This is a genomic window from Bradyrhizobium sp. LMG 9283, assembly GCF_045571415.1.
Lineage (GTDB): Bacteria > Pseudomonadota > Alphaproteobacteria > Rhizobiales > Xanthobacteraceae > Bradyrhizobium.
The window spans coordinates 525,000-542,360 of the sequence record NZ_CP120691.1 but is presented as its reverse complement, the minus strand read 5'-3'; the positions used below and the strand labels follow the sequence as shown (position 1 = coordinate 542,360).

16 protein-coding genes, 2 tRNA genes and 1 pseudogene are annotated in these 17,361 nt (G+C 60.6%); 5 read left to right on the top strand and 14 right to left on the bottom strand.

Going from position 1 to position 17,361, the window contains the following annotated elements; genetic code table 11:
* Positions 1-14 precede the first annotated feature (14 nt).
* Positions 15-1,118 carry a DNA topoisomerase IB gene (locus P6U29_RS02530; protein ID WP_407116180.1) on the bottom strand — a complete coding sequence of 368 codons (1,104 nt, stop codon included), beginning with the start codon at positions 1,116-1,118 and terminating at the stop codon, positions 15-17.
* A 234-nt stretch (positions 1,119-1,352) separates the two neighbouring features.
* Between P6U29_RS02530 and P6U29_RS02525 the strand changes: the two genes are divergently transcribed.
* Complete coding sequence (locus tag P6U29_RS02525; protein ID WP_407116179.1) at positions 1,353-2,177, top strand: ribonuclease HII; 825 nt, start codon at positions 1,353-1,355, stop codon at positions 2,175-2,177.
* A gap of 27 nt (positions 2,178-2,204) precedes the next feature.
* Here the strand turns inward: P6U29_RS02525 and ligD are convergent, their stop codons facing one another.
* Positions 2,205-3,152 (bottom strand): non-homologous end-joining DNA ligase, encoded by a 948-nt coding sequence (gene ligD / locus P6U29_RS02520; protein ID WP_407119582.1) that lies wholly within the window; start codon positions 3,150-3,152, stop codon positions 2,205-2,207.
* A gap of 322 nt (positions 3,153-3,474) precedes the next feature.
* Between ligD and P6U29_RS02515 the strand changes: the two genes are divergently transcribed.
* The gene (locus P6U29_RS02515; RefSeq protein WP_407115981.1) at positions 3,475-4,680 is read left to right on the top strand and encodes an IS481 family transposase; all 1,206 of its coding nucleotides are present in this window, start codon (positions 3,475-3,477) and stop codon (positions 4,678-4,680) included.
* A gap of 204 nt (positions 4,681-4,884) precedes the next feature.
* On the opposite strand, the gene P6U29_RS02510 is transcribed toward P6U29_RS02515, so the two are convergent.
* From P6U29_RS02510 to P6U29_RS02470, 9 genes and pseudogenes are all read right to left on the bottom strand, one after another.
* On the bottom strand, positions 4,885-5,208 hold the full coding sequence (locus P6U29_RS02510) for an MOSC domain-containing protein (RefSeq protein WP_407119581.1): 324 nt from the start codon (positions 5,206-5,208) through the stop codon (positions 4,885-4,887).
* The gene (locus P6U29_RS02505; RefSeq protein ID WP_407116178.1) at positions 5,208-5,417 is read right to left on the bottom strand and encodes a hypothetical protein; all 210 of its coding nucleotides are present in this window, start codon (positions 5,415-5,417) and stop codon (positions 5,208-5,210) included. Before P6U29_RS02505 ends, P6U29_RS02510 begins: the two co-directional genes overlap by 1 nt.
* The gene (locus tag P6U29_RS02500; RefSeq protein ID WP_407116177.1) at positions 5,417-7,087 is read right to left on the bottom strand and encodes a PHP domain-containing protein; all 1,671 of its coding nucleotides are present in this window, start codon (positions 7,085-7,087) and stop codon (positions 5,417-5,419) included. Before P6U29_RS02500 ends, P6U29_RS02505 begins: the two co-directional genes overlap by 1 nt.
* Positions 7,088-7,369, bottom strand: a complete 282-nt coding sequence (locus P6U29_RS02495) for a hypothetical protein (RefSeq protein WP_407116176.1) — start codon at positions 7,367-7,369, stop codon at positions 7,088-7,090.
* 44 nt (positions 7,370-7,413) lie between these two features.
* Positions 7,414-7,969: pseudogene (locus P6U29_RS02490) on the bottom strand (DNA ligase); the annotation flags it as partial.
* A 318-nt stretch (positions 7,970-8,287) separates the two neighbouring features.
* The gene (locus tag P6U29_RS02485) at positions 8,288-9,637 is read right to left on the bottom strand and encodes a DUF1036 domain-containing protein (RefSeq protein WP_407116175.1); all 1,350 of its coding nucleotides are present in this window, start codon (positions 9,635-9,637) and stop codon (positions 8,288-8,290) included.
* Positions 9,638-9,902: 265 nt separating this feature from the next.
* Positions 9,903-10,832 carry a hypothetical protein gene (locus tag P6U29_RS02480; RefSeq protein ID WP_407116174.1) on the bottom strand — a complete coding sequence of 310 codons (930 nt, stop codon included), beginning with the start codon at positions 10,830-10,832 and terminating at the stop codon, positions 9,903-9,905.
* A gap of 961 nt (positions 10,833-11,793) precedes the next feature.
* Positions 11,794-11,922 (bottom strand): hypothetical protein, encoded by a 129-nt coding sequence (locus P6U29_RS02475; protein ID WP_407116173.1) that lies wholly within the window; start codon positions 11,920-11,922, stop codon positions 11,794-11,796.
* Positions 11,923-12,189: 267 nt separating this feature from the next.
* Positions 12,190-12,276 (bottom strand) — tRNA-OTHER (locus tag P6U29_RS02470).
* Positions 12,277-12,368: 92 nt separating this feature from the next.
* On the opposite strand from P6U29_RS02470, the gene P6U29_RS02465 reads away from it, so the two are divergent.
* A tRNA-Ile gene (locus P6U29_RS02465) sits at positions 12,369-12,444 on the top strand.
* 163 nt (positions 12,445-12,607) lie between these two features.
* On the opposite strand, the gene P6U29_RS02460 is transcribed toward P6U29_RS02465, so the two are convergent.
* Complete coding sequence (locus P6U29_RS02460; RefSeq protein WP_407116172.1) at positions 12,608-12,910, bottom strand: hypothetical protein; 303 nt, start codon at positions 12,908-12,910, stop codon at positions 12,608-12,610.
* A gap of 79 nt (positions 12,911-12,989) precedes the next feature.
* On the opposite strand from P6U29_RS02460, the gene P6U29_RS02455 reads away from it, so the two are divergent.
* Positions 12,990-13,223 (top strand): helix-turn-helix domain-containing protein, encoded by a 234-nt coding sequence (locus tag P6U29_RS02455; protein ID WP_407116171.1) that lies wholly within the window; start codon positions 12,990-12,992, stop codon positions 13,221-13,223.
* A gap of 114 nt (positions 13,224-13,337) precedes the next feature.
* On the opposite strand, the gene P6U29_RS02450 is transcribed toward P6U29_RS02455, so the two are convergent.
* Complete coding sequence (locus P6U29_RS02450; RefSeq protein WP_407116170.1) at positions 13,338-13,901, bottom strand: DUF4145 domain-containing protein; 564 nt, start codon at positions 13,899-13,901, stop codon at positions 13,338-13,340.
* Between the two features lie 121 nt (positions 13,902-14,022).
* Here P6U29_RS02450 and P6U29_RS02445 point away from each other — a divergent pair, with 121 nt between their 5' ends.
* Positions 14,023-14,553: a hypothetical protein gene (locus P6U29_RS02445; RefSeq protein ID WP_407116169.1), complete on the top strand. Its 531-nt coding sequence runs from the start codon at positions 14,023-14,025 to the stop codon at positions 14,551-14,553.
* Positions 14,554-14,621: 68 nt separating this feature from the next.
* Here the strand turns inward: P6U29_RS02445 and P6U29_RS02440 are convergent, their stop codons facing one another.
* Complete coding sequence (locus tag P6U29_RS02440) at positions 14,622-17,054, bottom strand: hypothetical protein (RefSeq protein WP_407116168.1); 2,433 nt, start codon at positions 17,052-17,054, stop codon at positions 14,622-14,624.
* Between the last annotated feature and the right edge of the window lie 307 nt (positions 17,055-17,361).

Here is a 17,361-nt window from a genome sequence, read left to right as displayed (position 1 = left end):
AGGCCTCTGGAAGGCTAGGCGGGGGCCTTCAAAGTATCGAGACGCTTACGGAGAAATGCCAGCACCGTGATTTCGTCGGAGGTGAGCTTGGCGTACTGGCGCTTGAACTTCTGCGCGATCTTGGCTTCGATCATCTTCACGAGGTCACCGGACATGTAAGCGTTCAGGACTTCCGGGTGCACGTAGCACTTGCGGCAGATGGCCGGTGTGTTGCCGAGCTGCTTCGAAACGCTCTCGATCGCGGCGACGACGTTGCGCTTCGCCTCGGCCTGGTTGTCGTACTTCTTGAATTCGGCCAGGGCCAACGCCGCCAGAACCGTCCCTGCCCAAGTGCGGAAATCCTTCGCGCTGAAGTCCTCGCCCGTGATGTCCTTGATGTAGGCGTTGACATCGCCGGAATCGACCGTGCGCGGCTGTTCGTCGTCGTCCAGGTACTTGAAGAGCTCTTGTCCGGGGATCTCCGCGCAGCGCTTCACGATGGCGGCTATCCGCTTGTCCTCGACGCGAAGCTTCCATTGCTTGCCTGACTTGCCCGTGAAGTCGAACCGAAGGACGCCGCGCCCGACTGCGACGTGCTTGCGGCGCATGGTGGTGAGCCCATAGGACTTATTTTTCTCGGCATACTCGGCGTTGCCGACCCGGAACAATGTCTTCTCCAGAAGACTGACGATCGTGGCCAGCACCTTCTCACGGGGCAGCCCGTCCCGCTTCATGTCGGCGGCGACCCGCTCCCGCAGCGCGGGCAAGGCGGCAGCGAATTGGATGATATGCTCGTACTTGTTCTGGTCGCGGAGCTCCCTCCACTTCGGATGGTAGCGATACTGCTTGCGGCCCCGCGCATCGAGCCCGGTCGCCTGAATGTGGCCGTTGGCAGAGGGGCAGATCCAGACGGACTCGTACGCCGGCGGGATGCCGATTGACTTGATGCGCCGGATGACGGCGGCGTCGGTGATGCGCTTGCAATCCTTGTCGTAGTAGCTGAAGGTGGTCCCGGTCCGCTTGCGCGTGTAGCCGGGGCCCGAGTCGCTGACGTAGCGAAGGCCTTCTTCCGCGATGGTGGCCGCGACTTCGGCGCCGCGGTCGAGAACCTGTTCTTCTTCGCCGGTCTGTCGGAGCATGGGCCTGTCCCTTGGAAGCACCCTGGGATCGAGGCTTGACTCTTCTAAAGGGATGAAGCCACCGGTTAGTTCCGATCCGGGTAGACAGACACGACGTCTAGTTCGGTGGCAGCTGGCTTGGTTCCTCTCGACAAGGCCCTGCGCGTTCGATGACGGGACCCATGGTTTAATTTCAGACAATCGCCACAAAGTTAACCGACACGCGCCCCACAGTCAGTCTTCACGAAGGCGGCCATGTCCCAGTATTCCCTCGATGTATTGCGTCAGCGCTATGTCGTCGAGAAAAGACCACTCGAGGCCACCATCGAGCAGATCCTGCGGGCCGACACCCGCGCGGGAGCGCGTGCAATCCTGGCTTCAATCGATAAACGTCGCTTTGAAAATAGGTCGGAAGGGCAGCGCCTCCGCAGGATGCTCCGCTTCGAGACCTCTCTCTGGGAAAGCGGCCATCATGCCGTGGCAGGCGTGGACGAGGCCGGAATGAGCCCTCTCGCCGGGCCGGTCTCCGCTGGCGCCGTGATCCTGAAACCCGGCACGCGGATAGTCGGGATCGACGACTCGAAAAAACTCGACGCCGCGGCTCGCGAAGAACTCGCGAAGGAGATCAAGGAAAAGGCAGAGAGTTGGTGTGTGGCGTTCGTCGAGGTCGAGGAGATCGATGCGATCAACATCTATTGGGCGGGTATCCAGGCTATGCAGCGTGCGGTCCGGGGGCTGGGGTTGACGCCGCAGCACTTGCTGATCGATGCGAAGCGGTTGAAGGAAATCGACATCCCTCAGCAGGCCATCATCAAAGGCGACGCGAAGTCCGCCAGCATCGCCGCCGCCTCCATTCTCGCGAAAGTCGAGCGCGACAGTGTCATGCGGACGCTCGACGTGCGTCACCCCGGCTACGGATTCGCGGATCACAAGGGTTACCCGGTGCCGGCTCATTATGAGGCGCTCGCCAGGCTTGGCGCATGCGCAGCCCACCGGAGGTCGTTCGGACCTGTACGCAAGACTCTCGGATTGCCGCCGCTGCCGCCGTGGCCTTCGGCATCAGAGCGCGACGCCGGCTGAACAGGGCGCACCTTCGTTTCGGCGGCATTATTTTCGCGACCAGCTCTTTTCGCGAACGACGTCCTTCGGGTTTTTGTCGGACCGCAGGCCCAGATAGACCGGCTGGCGCGGCTCGCCCTTGCTCGTCCACTCCGCGAACTTAACTTCCGCGACCAATGCGGGACGCACCCAGGTCGTGACCCGCTCGTCCTTCACCTGGGCAGGAAAGGGCGACTTCGCGGTCTTGAGCCTCATCAGCTTCCCATGAAGCTCTTCGAGAATTTGGTGGCTGAAGCCGGTGCCGACGTGGCCGATGTACCGCCAGGCGTCATCTTCGGGTACCGCTAGGACGAGAGCGCCAAAGAAGGGCCGGGTCCGCCTCGGCGCCGTGAAGCCGGCGATCACTACCTCCTGCCGCTGCGCGGTCTTCACCTTCAGCCAGTCAGCGGTCCGACGTCCGGACGCGTACGCGCTGTCGGCGCGTTTGGCCATGATGCCTTCGAGGTGTCTCTGCTCGGCTTCTGCAAAGAACTTTGTGCCGCTGCCTTTACGGTGCTTGCTGAATGCGATCAGCTTGTCGCGCGGCAGGATGGCCTTGAGCCGCTTCTTGCGCTCGAGGAGCGGCAGCGCACGCAGGTCCTCGCCGTCTGCGAACATTAGGTCGAACGCGCAGTACAAAAGCTTAGCCTCGTGGCGCAGAGCGTTCTGAAGCAACTGGAAATGGGATACGCCGTCCTTTCCGATCGCGACCAGTTCGCCATCGATCACGGCGTCCGCCTTCACGCCCTCAAGTGCTTTCGCGACCTCGACATAGGAGTGGCTGATGATTTTCCCGTTGCGGCTGTAGAGCGCGACCCGGCCACCCCGGATTTCCGCGACCATACGAAAACCATCGAATTTGTCCTCGAAAACCCAATTGGGATCGTCGAACGGTGAATCGGTCAGCGTGGCCAGCATGGGCTGCAGGCGATTGGGCAGAGTTGATTTTCGCGTCATGGCCGGAGGAAACAACAGAGGGGTGGGAACGAGTAGGATGCATCGTAAGTTCCGGCTCGCCCGCAACCAGGTCGCACGCGCGCAGATCAATGAGCAAATTGACGCTGTTAAAGTCCAGCCTGCAGCCGGAGAGTGGGACGCCACTCCTCACGGGTTTTTCTACAGAGCCGGCAAGGCACGGAATGAGGAGGACGAGAGCCGGACGCGCGCGGCATCGCCAGCGACCAGCGTCCCGCCGGCCCTGAGCGGCCCGAGACATAGGTGACAGAACGTACCGGACACATGGGTTACACTTTCCGCTTTTGTTCTGCGGGAGGTGTGGATGCCGTGGAAAGTGAGTTCGGTAATGGAAGAGCGCCTGCGCTTTGTCGCCCGGCTTCTGGATGGGGAAGCCATGACCGAGGTCTGTCGCGAGTTCGGCATCTCCCGCAAGACCGGCTATAAGATTTTCGACCGCTACAAGGAGCAAGGGCTTGGCGCGTTGAGCGACCGCTCCAGGCGGCCCATACGCTACGCCAATCAGCTCCCGCAACAGGTCGAGACCCTGATTGTCCAGCTCAAGGCCGAGAAGCCGCACTGGGGCGCCCGCAAGATCCGCGAACTGCTGGTACGCCGGCTCGATGGCGACATCAGGGTTCCCGCCAAAAGCACCATTCATGCGGTGCTCGACCGCCACGGTCTGGTCAAGCGCAGCAGCGGGCCGCGCCACCATGCGCACGGCACGCCGCTGTCGCAGGGCACGCTCCCCAATGATCTGTGGTGCGCCGACTTCAAGGGCGAGTTCAAGCTCGGCAATGGCCGATACTGCTATCCACTGACCGTTACCGACCATGCCTCGCGCTTTCTGCTGCTCTGCGAAGCGCTGGACTCAACGCGCGAAGACGCTGCCCTCACAGCCTTTGAGCAGCTGTTCCGCGAGCGCGGCCTGCCGTTTGCCATCCGCTCCGACAATGGCGTCCCCTTTGCCAGTCCCAATGCTTTGTTCAATCTCTCGAAGCTGTCAGTGTGGTGGCTCCGGCTCGGCATTGCGATCGAGCGCATTAAGCCAGGCCATCCGCAGCAGAACGGCCGTCATGAGCGCATGCATCTCACGCTCAAAAGGGAAGCCACCAGACCGCCGGGGTTCAACAGCCTCCAGCAGCAGGATCGCTTTGATAGCTTCCGGCACGAGTTCAATGAGGAACGCCCTCACGAAGCTCTCGATATGAAGCGTCCCGCAGACCTCTACACAGCTTCAGCACGCCGCTACGATGGCCTGCCCGAACTGACCTATCCCTTCCACGATCGAGACGTCGTCATCACATCCTGTGGGCGCCTTTGCCTGCACCGCAAGAAAATCAATATCTCCGTCGTGCTGGCCGGCCAAAAGCTCGGCATCAAGGAGGTCGACGACGGCATTTGGCTCGTCAGCTTCATGCACTACGATCTGGGCTACTTCGACCTGGAGCAAAAGACCTTGCAGCCCCTCGACAACCCATTCGGCCCAAAGCCCGTCACCGATGTCTCCGGTACGACATCCTCGCTTTGACCGAGAGGCAGTCTTGCTCATTCTTGGCACGGCAGCCCTTGGCTCGGCCGCGCTGAGCGGTCAACCCCCGCAGCCCGCAGGGGCGCGCCTTTGGCGCGCGGGGTTGACGGCGAACGCGCGTGCCGAGCAACAATGCGGCTGTGCCATGAATGCTTGGAGTGAGTGACCCTGCAACCCCTCGACAACCCGTTCGGCACGAGGTTGTCACCCATGTCTTAGGTACGACCTGTTACCTATGTGTCCGGGCTGGACACCCGCACTTACGCCCAACACCCCGGACTTGAACGGAGGGCCCGTTTCCGCCGACGAGAGCACCTGCCTTTTCAGGCCGGCTCGGAAACGGTCGATCAGGACACAGGGCGTCCGGAGGCCGGTCAACTCTATGATGGCCGTGGGCCCGAGCTTGATCAGCGTCCCGAGCGGCATCCGTTCGAGGTCCAAGCCGATGGTGGTGCTGTTCTCGCCGAACTCTCCGGCTCCGACCTCGAAACCAGCCTCCGCGAGGGTTGCGAAGAGCTCGGATGGGATCAGGTGGACCTGCCGCAGGTTGGGAAGCCGGGTCGGCGACGGGCGAGATAGCGGTGCCTGACGAACGCGCCGGCATGGGCATCGCCTTCCATCCCGTGGCCCTCCACCAGCAGGACCTGATTCCGTGACGGCTTGCTGAAGTGGTGCTCGCGATCGGCGGCGACCGCAACCACCCTTCCCTCGAGCGAGAGGCCGTGCGCCTGCGACATCAGGCAGCGCGGGCGAGCGAGCGCCGCTTCTGGCGCAAGTAGCGCGTGATTTCCGGCAATGTCATCGCGTTTAGGATCCGGTCGGCAGGGACGCCGCCCTTGCGCGCCATCACGACGCCCCAGTGCATGTGGTCGAGCTCGGGGATCGAATGCGCGTCCGGATTGATGCTCATTATGCAGCCGAACTCGAGCGCAGCCTGGTGCCAACGCCAATCGAGGTCGAGTCGCCACGGGTGGGCGTTGATCTCGACCACGACGTCATGCTTGGCGCAGGCCCGCAGCACCTTCTCGACGTCGATTTCGTAGCCCGGCCGCCGCTGAAGCTGTCGCCCGGTCATGTGGCCGATGATGGTCGTGTGAGGATTGGAAATGGCCCGCAGCAGGCGCTGCGTCTGCGCCTTCCGGTCCAGTTTGAACCGGCCGTGGATGCTGGCCACCACGAAATCGAAGCGCTCCAGCACGTCATCCGCATAGTCCAGCGAGCCGTCGGCCAGAATGTCCGACTCGATGCCTTTGAGGATCCGGAAAGCCTTGCTGAAGCGCTTGTTCAGCCGGTCGGCTTCCCGGTGCTGCTGCGCGATCTCCTCCACGGATAGACCGCCGGCATAGTGGGCGGACTTCGAATGGTCGGCGACCCCGAAATACTCGAAGCCTCGCTGGCGCGTGGCCTTGGCCATGGTCTCCAGGGTCTCCGTGCCATCGGAGGCATCGGTGTGGCAGTGAAGGATGCCGCGCAGATCCTGGTCGGTGACGAGCTTCGGTAACTTGCCTTTCAGAGCCAGCTCGATCTCGCCGCGCCCCTCCCCGATGAAGGGCAGACCGAGGGCGCGGTAGATCTCGGCCTCCTCGCCGGCGACCAGCGTGCGGCCCTTCTGCAGGCCGTCGGCCTTCAACCGCATGCCCTTCTCGGCAGCAAAGGCTTGGAGCTGCTCGATATGTGCGGCGGAGCCGGTGGCGAACAGAAGCGTGGCGCCAAAGTGTTTGCGATCTGACAGCCGAATCTGCAGTCCGTCGGCCGGTGACGGATTCGGTGCCTTGGCGGCCTCCGGAGCTTCCGCGACGATGGCGAGATCGCCGACGAGCTCGCAGCCTCGACGGAAATCGCCGGCGATCGTCACGCGCTTGAGTTCGGGGCGAGCCTTGCGGATCGAGTCCTGCGCGTGCGCGAGCAGAGCGGCGGCCCGATGAAGGTGAAGGCGGCCTTCTCCGCTTTTTGCGATCGCGAGGTTCTGCAAGATCTTGGTCTGCAGCGCGGCGACGAGTCCTTTCGCCTTCTTGATGCGGTCATCCTTGGCGGCGGCCTCCAACTCCGCGAGCGAGCCGATGCCGAGATCCTTGTACAGGCGCAGCACCTTCTCCGGACGAAGGCCGGGTACAGCGAGCATCTCGAGAACGCCCGCGGGAATCTCCTTCCGCAGCTTTTCGAGGCTGGGATGACTGCCCGTCTTGTGAAGCTCGGTGATGACGTCGGCTATGGCGTTGCCGACCCCCGGGATCTCCGTAAGCCGGTCTTCGGCGATGAGCACATCCAGAGGGACGGCAAGGGCCGCCAGGCTATCGGCGGCCCGAGCATAGGCTTTTGCCCTGTAGGGATTGCCGCCTCGCAAGGCCGTGCGCTGCGCATATTCCCGCAGGAGGCCTGCTACGGCGCGAGCGTCGAGGGAGGCCACTCAACGAACCTCCTGCTCTGCGCGATGAGGATTCGTTGCGGCAAAGCGAGTTCGAGCGGCCGGATCGTTCGGGCGACCATCCAGAGATCTTTCCAGCTTCTGCGCCGCGCGGAAGTCGTCCAGGTGGTGCGTGTTCGGGCCGTACGCCGCCTCCTTCTTGAGGAGGTTATAGATCCGGCCGGCCACAAGCTGCAGGTGCTTCATCCGGCCCTTCGGCATCGACCGCGCTTTACAAAGAGCTCGGACGGCGTATGCGCGGAAATAGTCGAACGCGTCTGACATGGTTGGTAAACGCCTGTTCCTGCCGATAGTTCGGCCGCGCTCTCTCAAAGGTCCTCGCGCAGCCCCTGAAATACGGGTGCCTCACCTTTCCTTCCGCCGACTTGGCCCGATATTCGACCTCGGCGAGCAGCTTCGGCTCCACCCAGATGCCCTTGTGGGCGATCCGCTTCGCGTACGGCTGCGTCTTCCGGATTAGCGGCTTCAGTCGCCTTTGCAGGTCCGCTGCGGAGACCTTGTCGAAGCCGTGGTCGACCTTGCCGGCGTAGACCAGGTCGTCCCCATTGCGCCGACCGAGATAATGCCATCCCACTTGCCTTCGTCGAGAGCGAAACCGGCGATCGCCAGGGTCTCCCGCTGCGCGCAGGTCTTCTTGACCCAGTTGTTGCCGCGGCCACTGGCGTACGCGCTGTCGCGTACCTTGGAGACCACGCCCTCCAGCCCAATCTTGCAAGCGTGCTCGAACATCTCGCGGCCTTCGATCTCGAAGCTTTCTCTGAACTGGATCTCGGTGCCGTCCACGATCTTCTTGAGTTCGGTCTTGCGTTGGAAAAGCGGCACCTTCCGGAGGTCGCGGCCGTTCAGGTAGAGCAGATCGAAGGCGCCGCTTATCCACTATGCCGACTTCACCGATTACGTGGATATCATACTCGGTAAGGCCAACTGGCGCGACTGCTTCAAGTCCGCTTTCAGGCGGGAGGAAGCTATCCGCGAGGGCTTCAACCGTTTGCGGCCGGTTCGACTGGTGACCGCGCACATGCGTTTGATGACTCCCGAGGATTGGTTGATCCTGAATCTTGAGGTACGGCGTATCCTTCGGGCGATAGGGGTTCGCGTCTAGGTGCAAGCCCGTGGGGACAGCCGACGGGAACGGCAAAGGGCCGGGATCGCTCCCGGCCCTTCATCGCATCCGCGCAGGGATTACCACAGCCGGATGCGGGGAAGGTGCAGGTCCTTGCGCCAGACGGATTGGTCGCTACCGCCGATCTCGCCGCGGGCGACGTCGCCCACAGGCCCTGCGATGACGTTCCGCGCGGTACGGACCAGGGCGCCGTCGCTACCGACCAGGTCGTTGCTCGGACCGGGGCCCTGGGTCACGTCCTTCCACGCGTTGCGCACGAACTTGACGGCCTCGTTGTTGTTTCCGAAGCAGCCGCTCCCACCGATGCCCTGCGTGAAGCACTTCTCCAGTTCGTTCAGAGTCAGCTGGGTTCCCACACAGCCGGCGAAGACGTAGGGTTGGCCGCCCGAGGTCATCGCACATTGCACGAATGCCTGCTGCTCGGGGGTGAGCGAGTTGCCGGCGGCGCAAACACCCATTCCGACATAGCTGGTGCGGTTGCGCACCACGCAGTCGGCGATGCGGCGCTGCTCTGGGGTGGCGTAAGATCCCGCGGCACAGAAGGCCATGCTGGTGTAGCTGCCGCGGTTGGTGGCCACACAGTCGACCAGCCGCCGCTGCTCGGGGGTGAGCTGGCTGGTGACCGCGCACGATCCCATCGAGACGAGCGAACCCTGGGCCGACACGGCGCAGTTGAGGATCCGCACATCCTGTTCGGAGAGTCGGCCGTTGGCCAGGCACATGGCGGTCTTCGCGCTCCAGGGGTCGTTGGCGTTCTTGGCCACGCAATCGACCGCGGCAGCGGTGTCCTGGTTCAGGTAACCCTGACTGGAGCAGACGGCGAAGCTCGAGTATGTGCCGGTCTTGTCCCAACAATCGAGGATCTTACGCTGGGTGTTGGTCGCGACGTTGCGGGTCCAGCATTTGACGAAGGCGTCGCGGCCATTGCTCATGGTGTTCATGCAATCGCGCGCCGCTGCGGCCGGATCCTTCACGCCTTCGCCGAGGCGAAGGGTGTACTGGTCCTGCCCCCCGGTGTTCGCCTTGCGGAAGTTGTAGCCTTCGCAGGGCGGATCGGTCGTGTAGGAATAGTAGAACTTGTCCTTCGAGGTGCAAAAGTGCGCGCTGTCGGCGCCGTCACTCCACTTCATGGAGTTGTCGCTGCTGTGGGCGTAGTAGTAGAAATTCGAGTTCTGCAGCGCGCCGGACACCGCGTAGGCGCAATCGCGCGGGCGGATGTTGTACCATCCGCGCGAGCTCCAGGCCTCGCCTTCCTTCCAACCGATTGCGACGCTGATCTGCGTGCCGGCGTCGTTGCAGACGAAGATACCGGCCTCCGCCGGCGAGCTGGTCATCGCCATGCAGGCAATGATGACGAGCGTAGCCGCGAAGCTCCAGGCAACACCGAGTCGCTTGATGAGATTGATCACGAAAGCCTCCGCTTGTTTGCTCGAACGTTCTGTCCGAACTTGGCGCGCAGGCTACCGATGGCCCGACCTCCCGCAATGGAGAGTATGCGGCGCCGTCCGGCGGAAGGATTCGTTTACCAAGTTGTTGCGAATGCCGTCGCCTCTCGGGCGCCGTTGAGTGTGGACGCCCCTGCGTGGGAGCTTCGCACCGGAAAGGCGCCGCGCCGAGCGGGTCCGAGATCGGCAGGATTCGTGGCGCCACCTCCGCCGAAGTTCCGGAAACGTTCTAACGGGAGACTCTGAATTTCAATACATTATCCGCGTCCGGCGCGGTGGTCTCAAGCGCCGCGCTGTAGGTCTTCAGGAGATTGCGCCCGGCCTCGACGACCAACTCGGACGTGGAGGAAAAAGCGTTGCGGAAGCCCTCAAAAACCTTCCCGTCCATCCGCACGGCAAACTTGCCGCGCGGAACGCCGTCTTCCTTGCTGAGACGGCGCAGGAATCCCCAATCGATCATGTCCTGAATATAGCCCGTCGTCGCCTTCACGCTCACGCCGACGTGCTGATAGATCGCCGGATGGAAATCGTCGACCAGGAGGTAAACTTTCTTTGGCTTGCTCTGGGGGTGCTGGTGCAGCCACGACGTCATGAAGATATGCCAGTAAGCATAGGTCTTGAGTGCCAGTAGCGCCTTGTGCCGCCGTGCCGGCGAGTTTGCGATCTGCTCACGCAGGAACTCAAGACGATGCCGATCCCAGGCATCAAGGAAGCCCTCGAAAAACTCAAAGAAGATGCGGTTGGCGCTCGCAGCGGGCGCCGCCGGCAGCTGAGAGGGAAAGGTTGGCTCGATCTCCCGAGCTGCGGCGTACAGCAGCGCCACCGTATCGACGACGTGCGCATCGAACAGCTCGGACAGCTTCTTGGTGGGCGATAGGCAGGTCGAAGAACGGATGCTGGGCTCGTCGGTTTCGATCAAGCCGTCCTGCACCAGCTCGTTGATCCTGAGAATGCTCGTCTCTTCGTCGAGCCCGTAGACCGCGTCGAGGCGTCCGCGCATGCGCGAAAACAGCAGACCATCCTCATGCAGCCGCACGATGGAGCAGATTTGCCAATGCGCTTTCCTAACGGAGTTCGGGAAGTACCGGTCCCAGACCTCCCCGTAGTGCTGAATAAATCGGCAAACGACATAAGCCGGATCTGAAATTTTCTCCGCCACCCTGGCCCCCACCCGCCAAAAGCAATGACGGCACTCTACCCGAAATTGCGGTTGCCGGATAGAGTTCGGCGGACAAAGCCGGGAGCGGGACTGAGTTGCGGCGGGCTCGCCCCCGCTCGGATCACATCTGTGTAAATTCGGGGCCGGCGCGGCGGGCGGCCGCTGCCCGGCGGTCCGTCGTGGAAGGATCGGTCGTGGCTGTTTGAAATTGTGAAGGGTAAGGCAAACCGGAGGGGCTTTCTCTTCCGGAGACGAAGCTGCACGGCTCGCAACGGTGGCTCGGCAAATTCACGTCGTACGGTCCAATTGCCGCAATCGTCGCAATTTCGACGGTCATAGCAGCCGTTCGCTCATGCCTTCTCTCGACCAGAGAAGCGAAACTATCGACGTCGACGACGAGACCCGTTCCTAGCCCGACAGGGAAAGTTCTGCGGATGAGCTTGCGGCCGACGCCTGTTCTACACCGATCGTGTGTCCCCCACTTCGGGCCTTCGTCGAATGCCGGCAAGCGCACAGTTTCGCCGCAGATGATCCGGCGGATGTCGCTCCATCGCTCAAGACGTTTACCGAAGTGTGCCGGGTAATCCGCTCGACTACATCGTCCGCACGACAGTGGACGAACACTTCGTTTGCAAATCGGGCGGCGCCCACCAAGCCCGCCGCTATAGGACCCCCGACTGAATCGAAACCAATGGGGATGTTGTAGAAGTGTTGTAGAGTGAAGGGTGCTGAAAGCCGGACGCGAGGCCCTCGCTACGCGCAAGTTGCTGTTAATTCTCAAAAATCGATTGGAGCGGGCGAAGGGAATCGAACCCTCGTCGAAGCCTCGCTCCGAAGATCGTGGTGGCAATGCCGGATCAGCTCGGCAACGGCCGGCTTCAGATAAGTCCGGAAGACACCGGGCAGCGGTTTGGCGAGCTTCGCATGGCTGTTGCGCGATCCGCATAGCCTGCGAATCGCGTCAAAAATGGTTCATGGCAACTGTAGAGACATCGGGAAACCGCGCGATGACGTCGGTCTTGCCGGAGCCGGTGACACCATCAAGCAGTGCGACATGAAAGCTGCAGCTCGCCCTCAAGGTGCGGACCACCTCGAGCTCCCTTGCTGCTGGCGCGAGAAATCCGGCTCTTTGCCGCGCAGCAGTGACAGGACGAAGGACGAACATGCCAACAGCTTCGTGTTGCATCATCCGTGTTGCATGGAGCAGACGTCGTCCCAGATAACCCCTTGTAATTCCACGTACTGCACGGAGCATACGGAGCCGGCCCTGAGACGGCCAAATAGGCTTTAGAACGGACCGCGTACGTCGAGGAAATGCCGATATTTATATTTATTGGGTTTCTTGCGTGGGAATGACTGGCGATCCCGGGAAGACTCGAACTTCCGACCTACGGTTTAGGAAACCGTATTGGAGGTCGATAAATCAACGAGTTAGGAGCCGCGTGTTGCATGTACGTTGCAGAGCGGTCGATGCAACGCGTCTTCCTAGATTGCGTCTCGGTGATCGCTACTCTACACGAACTCCCCACCGGGCGCGGGCCTGTAGCTCAATGGTTAGAGCCGGACGCTCATAACGGTCTGGTTGGGGGTTCGAGTCCCTCCGGGCCCACCAACAAAATCAATGGCTTACAGGAGGTTTTATTTCCTTGAGAATTTGGGGCACAGTTTGGGGCACAGCTTTTGTTCATGAAATGCACAGCTCGTTTAGGTAGTATTTTTTCTCTTTTGCTCTCTTTTCTCTCGCCGTATTGCGGCGCTCTTTTCTCGCCTTCTCCTTATGAGTCGTTCCAAGTCGGACTCCCCCTCGTGACCTTCGCGGTCCGGTAAGACATCACGTCGAGAACAAACCTCACCGGTCCGAGAGTTCTTCGGAGGAACTTGCACAGCTCGCGCATCCGCTCGATCGCAGCAAGGGTCGTGAAGTGCTTGTTGGCAATCAGTTCGACCTCTAAGCGCCCTTTCTCAATTTCCTTTCGCAGTCCCTTCACCGTTAATTTCCCGGCGGGAAAGGCCAACTTCAGAGCGACGTCCAATCTCAAAGGGGCGTCGCGAGAGATCCTCGCCGTCTTGTCATCCATTGCAGGTTCTCACTCGCGGGAATTGACTTGAATACTATAGTCTGTAGCTCTTTAGTCTTCGAGGCAAGACTATGAGGGCGTGAAGAAACCGAATGCGCCCTTCGGAAAAATCATTGCTAACTTGAGACAGGCTGCCGAGCTCTCCCAAGAGGAGCTGGCTGAGCGCGCAAAAATTCACCGGACATATGTGAGCCAGATCGAGCGCGGACTTAAGTCCCCAACCCTCGTGATGCTCTTTCGATTGGCCCACGCGCTCAATACGACTCCGAGCAAGATCGTAAGGCAAGTCGAGAGCGATATTGGATTGAGTTAGCTCTGGCGGCTCGCGCCCCGCTCTGTGTGAACAGATTCTACATGCGGGTGCGGCTCGGGCAAAGATAGCGGAAGCAGGGAGCCTCCGATCAAGGACGGGGGCTCAGATGAGGACCTAACTTAATACCTCCAGATACTTGATGATGCTGTCCGCCAGCTTCCCAAAGCGGAGCGCTTCTTCTTTGGTGATCTCCCCGGTACCGTGAGCGGCGCGATTTCCAACCACGCGCAGATCGTCCAAAAGTGCGGAAGTCTTTTCGTCCAAGAAGCCGCTGTTTCGCAATAGACGGACCGAAGAGAGAAAGGTTAGCCGAGACGGCTTTGCAGCCGTCTCCATCACACGTTGCTCCGCAATCGTGCGTACAGCTTGTTCGAGGTCGGCTCGCTTCTCAAGGATCGCGGCGCGGGGCGAATGCTCGGCTACGGTTTCAAAGCGGCTCAGCTCTTCTGGGGTTGGGTTCAACGCCGGTGCAGCGGGCGGAGCCGGAAGCGCCTTCACTTCTTGCTCCGCTTGTTCGAGACGGAAAGAGACCTCCGTATCTTTATGCTTCAGCCGCAATAAGGGGAGGAGCTGGGAAAGCCGGTCGCGAAAGAGTGCCACCGCTATAACAAAAGCAGCTGGCCACGCCAACGAGACCAACGACTGGAAAATCGCTGCGATAAACTGGTAGCCGTCCATGATTTCCCCTATACCCGGGCGTATCTTGCCCCAGCCACAACCTGTAAGACAAGGGGGGCCGTCAACAACTCGAGAGTGTTGGCGACGGGGCTAGCATGGGTCAACCAAGACGGAGAGGATCGTGGCTCTACCGCCAAACAGTGAAACGGAACGTGGCGTGTATCTGCGCGACGTGTTTTATAATACGCACCCGACGGAAGTTTTTAGCAAATGGCCAAAACTCACAGTCGAGGATCACGCCGTCGTCGGGAGACTGATCAATCTTTACAGCTTCATCGAAATCAACCTGCGGCGGTTAGTCGAATCTTGGGCTGATGCAGATTTGCTTACCAAAGGGCGGATCAAGGATCTGCCTTTGGGCAGGGTAGAACAACTCGCGCAGACCGTGCTGCCCTGGCCTGAGGCTAACATGTTCGCATTGAAAAGGATGGCCGAACTTCGGTCGCTGCGGAATTTGGTCGCTCATTTTGGGATGATGCGATTTCCCGACGATGACGCGTTTCTTTTCATCGCGAAAGTGAAGCCGACTATAAAAAGCAAACGGGCGAGCAGTCAGTGGAAGACGTCATGCTCATTGCCGTGCTCGATGGTCCTGTTTTGCCTGGGCTGGTGCAGGAGCTGGAGGGAATGGCACAGTGGCTCGCTACTGTGACCGCGCAGATTTTGAAGCAGAAGGCAGACGCCGAAGCTGCTGTCCCCAAGTCCTAGTCGGGCACTATACTATCGCAGGGGTGCATCAGCAGGTTCGATGAAGAAGGCCATCGGAACGTTCGATATATGCCTCTCCGAGCTCGACATCAGAAGAAGGCGATTGACGGTGTTGTCCTGCATGCCGCCCGGGGGGAAGACGCACGAGATGCGCCCCTCCCTCACGGGCACGCCCGCCTTTTTGAATCCGAGCTGCGCCGCAGCATGCGTTTTGGCGAACCGGCTGACCAACTGCGCCTCGCGATTGGGTTTCGCCCCGCGCTCTTCAAGATTGGAAAGGTATTTAAACAGGTCTCGAAGCAAATCCGGGTAGCCCGCGCCGGTCTTGCTCAAGGCAGCGGCCACAACGTCTGTCGCGCTCTGCGGGAAAGCGAATTTCGAGCGCTCGATACCGGTCACGAGCGGTGCAAGACCGGGCGTCGCGGCCTTATAACGCCGCCGGATCGCGCCCTGGACTTCTCTCCAGCGGAACGGACTATCCGTGACGATGCAGGCTCCAGTCGCCTGGGCCAAATACATCGTCATCTCGAAGTTCGGCGCGAGCTTGAACATACTCATCTGCCCGCCGTCTTTTCCGCCTTCCAATGAGCCTTCCTGGAGGACGGACAGGGGATCATCCTCGCGCATCCGCACGCTTGCTCGCATGACCGCCTCGACCTCATCCTCCCTGAGATCCGGCTTGAGCTTACGAAGCTGCCTGCGCATAGCGTCAGGCGGCATCAGCATAATGCCGCGCCGGTTGTCCTCTTCTGTCGTCTTTAGCAGGCGGGGGTCCTCTTTCGGGTCGAACCGCGGAGCTCGAGCCCGTGCCATGCTCATCATCTGCTGGCGAAGATTGAAGTCGAAGTCGCAAGGATCCGGTATGAGGTTGATTAAGCCGAGATCGACGAGCGGCATGACGTTCAAGAAAAACAAAATCGTCTTCAGGAACTCCTGCCGATACGACTTTGGGTTGGCGGTCGGGCTCATCTCCTTTCTTATTATTCCGGGGTGGACGAACGGGTGCGCCAAGATCAGCTCGCCGAAGTACAGAGGAGCCGCCAAGGCGAAGTCCGCGATTGATGACGGGTGGATGGATCCAGTGTAGACGGCGCGAGGCTCGCCGTCAGGCTTGGGCAGCAACGCAAGCAGATCGGTCTCGAGCGGCCACAGCCCTTCATAGAGACTGTAAATCCTGCTGATCTTCTCGTCAGTTAGCTCGCGGCGAATCTGCACCCAGTCCTTCCCGGACTGGAGCTCTAGCACGTTCACGATCGCGTTCTGGAGCATCAGGTTGCGCTCGCGGATGCTCTTCTCGTTCCAGGCCGGGCGCAGCGCCTCCGGTTTGGACTGGCAGCACTCTTTGAACGATCTCCCGCGCCCGCATCCGCAGTAGTCGCCCGGCCGCAGCGGGTTGTCCGGCGGCCTCTTCATCAAGAATTCCCGCTGCTTCTCGGTCCTGCCGAACTCGTCCTGGTAGTGGACTTCGCCGCTCTCGTACTTGACGAATATCTCGCCGCCGAAGTGGTGCAGGCCGAGCTCCGACGGCATCAGCGTCTTCCGGAGCTCGCTCCACGAGCGCGTCACGGTTCTTTCCGGATATAGCCATTCCTTGCGCCCGCCGCCGATATAGCGGCGCGCGCGCATTTTGACGATGAAATTGATTTCCGCAACTTCCTGCGCGGTAAGCCTCCGCTCGCGGATCAACGAGTCGATCTTGGTTATGGACTGCCGGTAGTTGCGCGCAAAGGTCCTCTTCTGGAGCGGGTCAGTGCTCGGGTCCTTCGCGTACTCCAGATTCGTGAGGATCAAACAGTGGTCGCGATCCATCGGGTAAAGCGTCTGCGAACCCCGCAGCGCTATTCCGGGATCAAGTGGGTACGCGCACGCGCTATCCGTGGGAGGGACCGCGTGATTGTAGATCGTTACGGGATGGTCGCTAGTAATGAACTTCACGTCGGAGTCTTCGGCAGAGACAATCTCGCGCACGCCTCCGACCCAGATCGCACAGTGCAGCATGCGGATGCCCTGCATCTCGAACATCAGTTCGTTCTGCGTGAGATTGGGATATTGGGCCTTGAGCCAGTCTAAGCCCTTCGGTGTACGGATTTTCTGGATATCGAGAAACTCGAAGAAGTCTTGGAAATGGTCGTGCCATTCGCCAATGTCCGTGCCTATGAAGGCGCGAACTGCTTGCGAGCCCCTGGCGTCGACATCGCCGAATAATCGGCGCTCAATTTCGTCATTGACGGACGTTCCGAAGAAGGTTGAATATAAGTCCTTCTGGCGAAATGCCAATGAGGTCGGCGTACTGTCCCACGCGCCCCTTTGAATAATCACGCGGCCGTCCGCTAGGACCTTCCGATCAGGTGTCGTGTCGACGTAGGCAAGCGACGAGCACCCAGGCTCAAAGAACCCCTCTTGATACCATTGCGGGACGTAGTGGTTGTTTCTTGTGATCGACACCGCAGCGATTCGCCCGACATTGCGACACCCCAACGCCCTTACCTGACTTCCGTCGCAATTGTCGACTGTCTCATCTTCTCACCCGAGCGGTTACGGACGCGACAAATTTATGAGTACAGGAAGTCATGAGAACGAGCGAACGCCTCCAAGAGCATCGGCATGGTCCGAAGCAAATTGGAATGAAAATGCTCGAAAGCAAACAAACGGGAGCGATTTGCATTTTTGGGTGAAAAAGCAAACACAATTGGTTTTTCAGAGAGCGCTACCGAACCGCTCATAACGGTCTGGTTGCAGGTTCGAGTCCTGC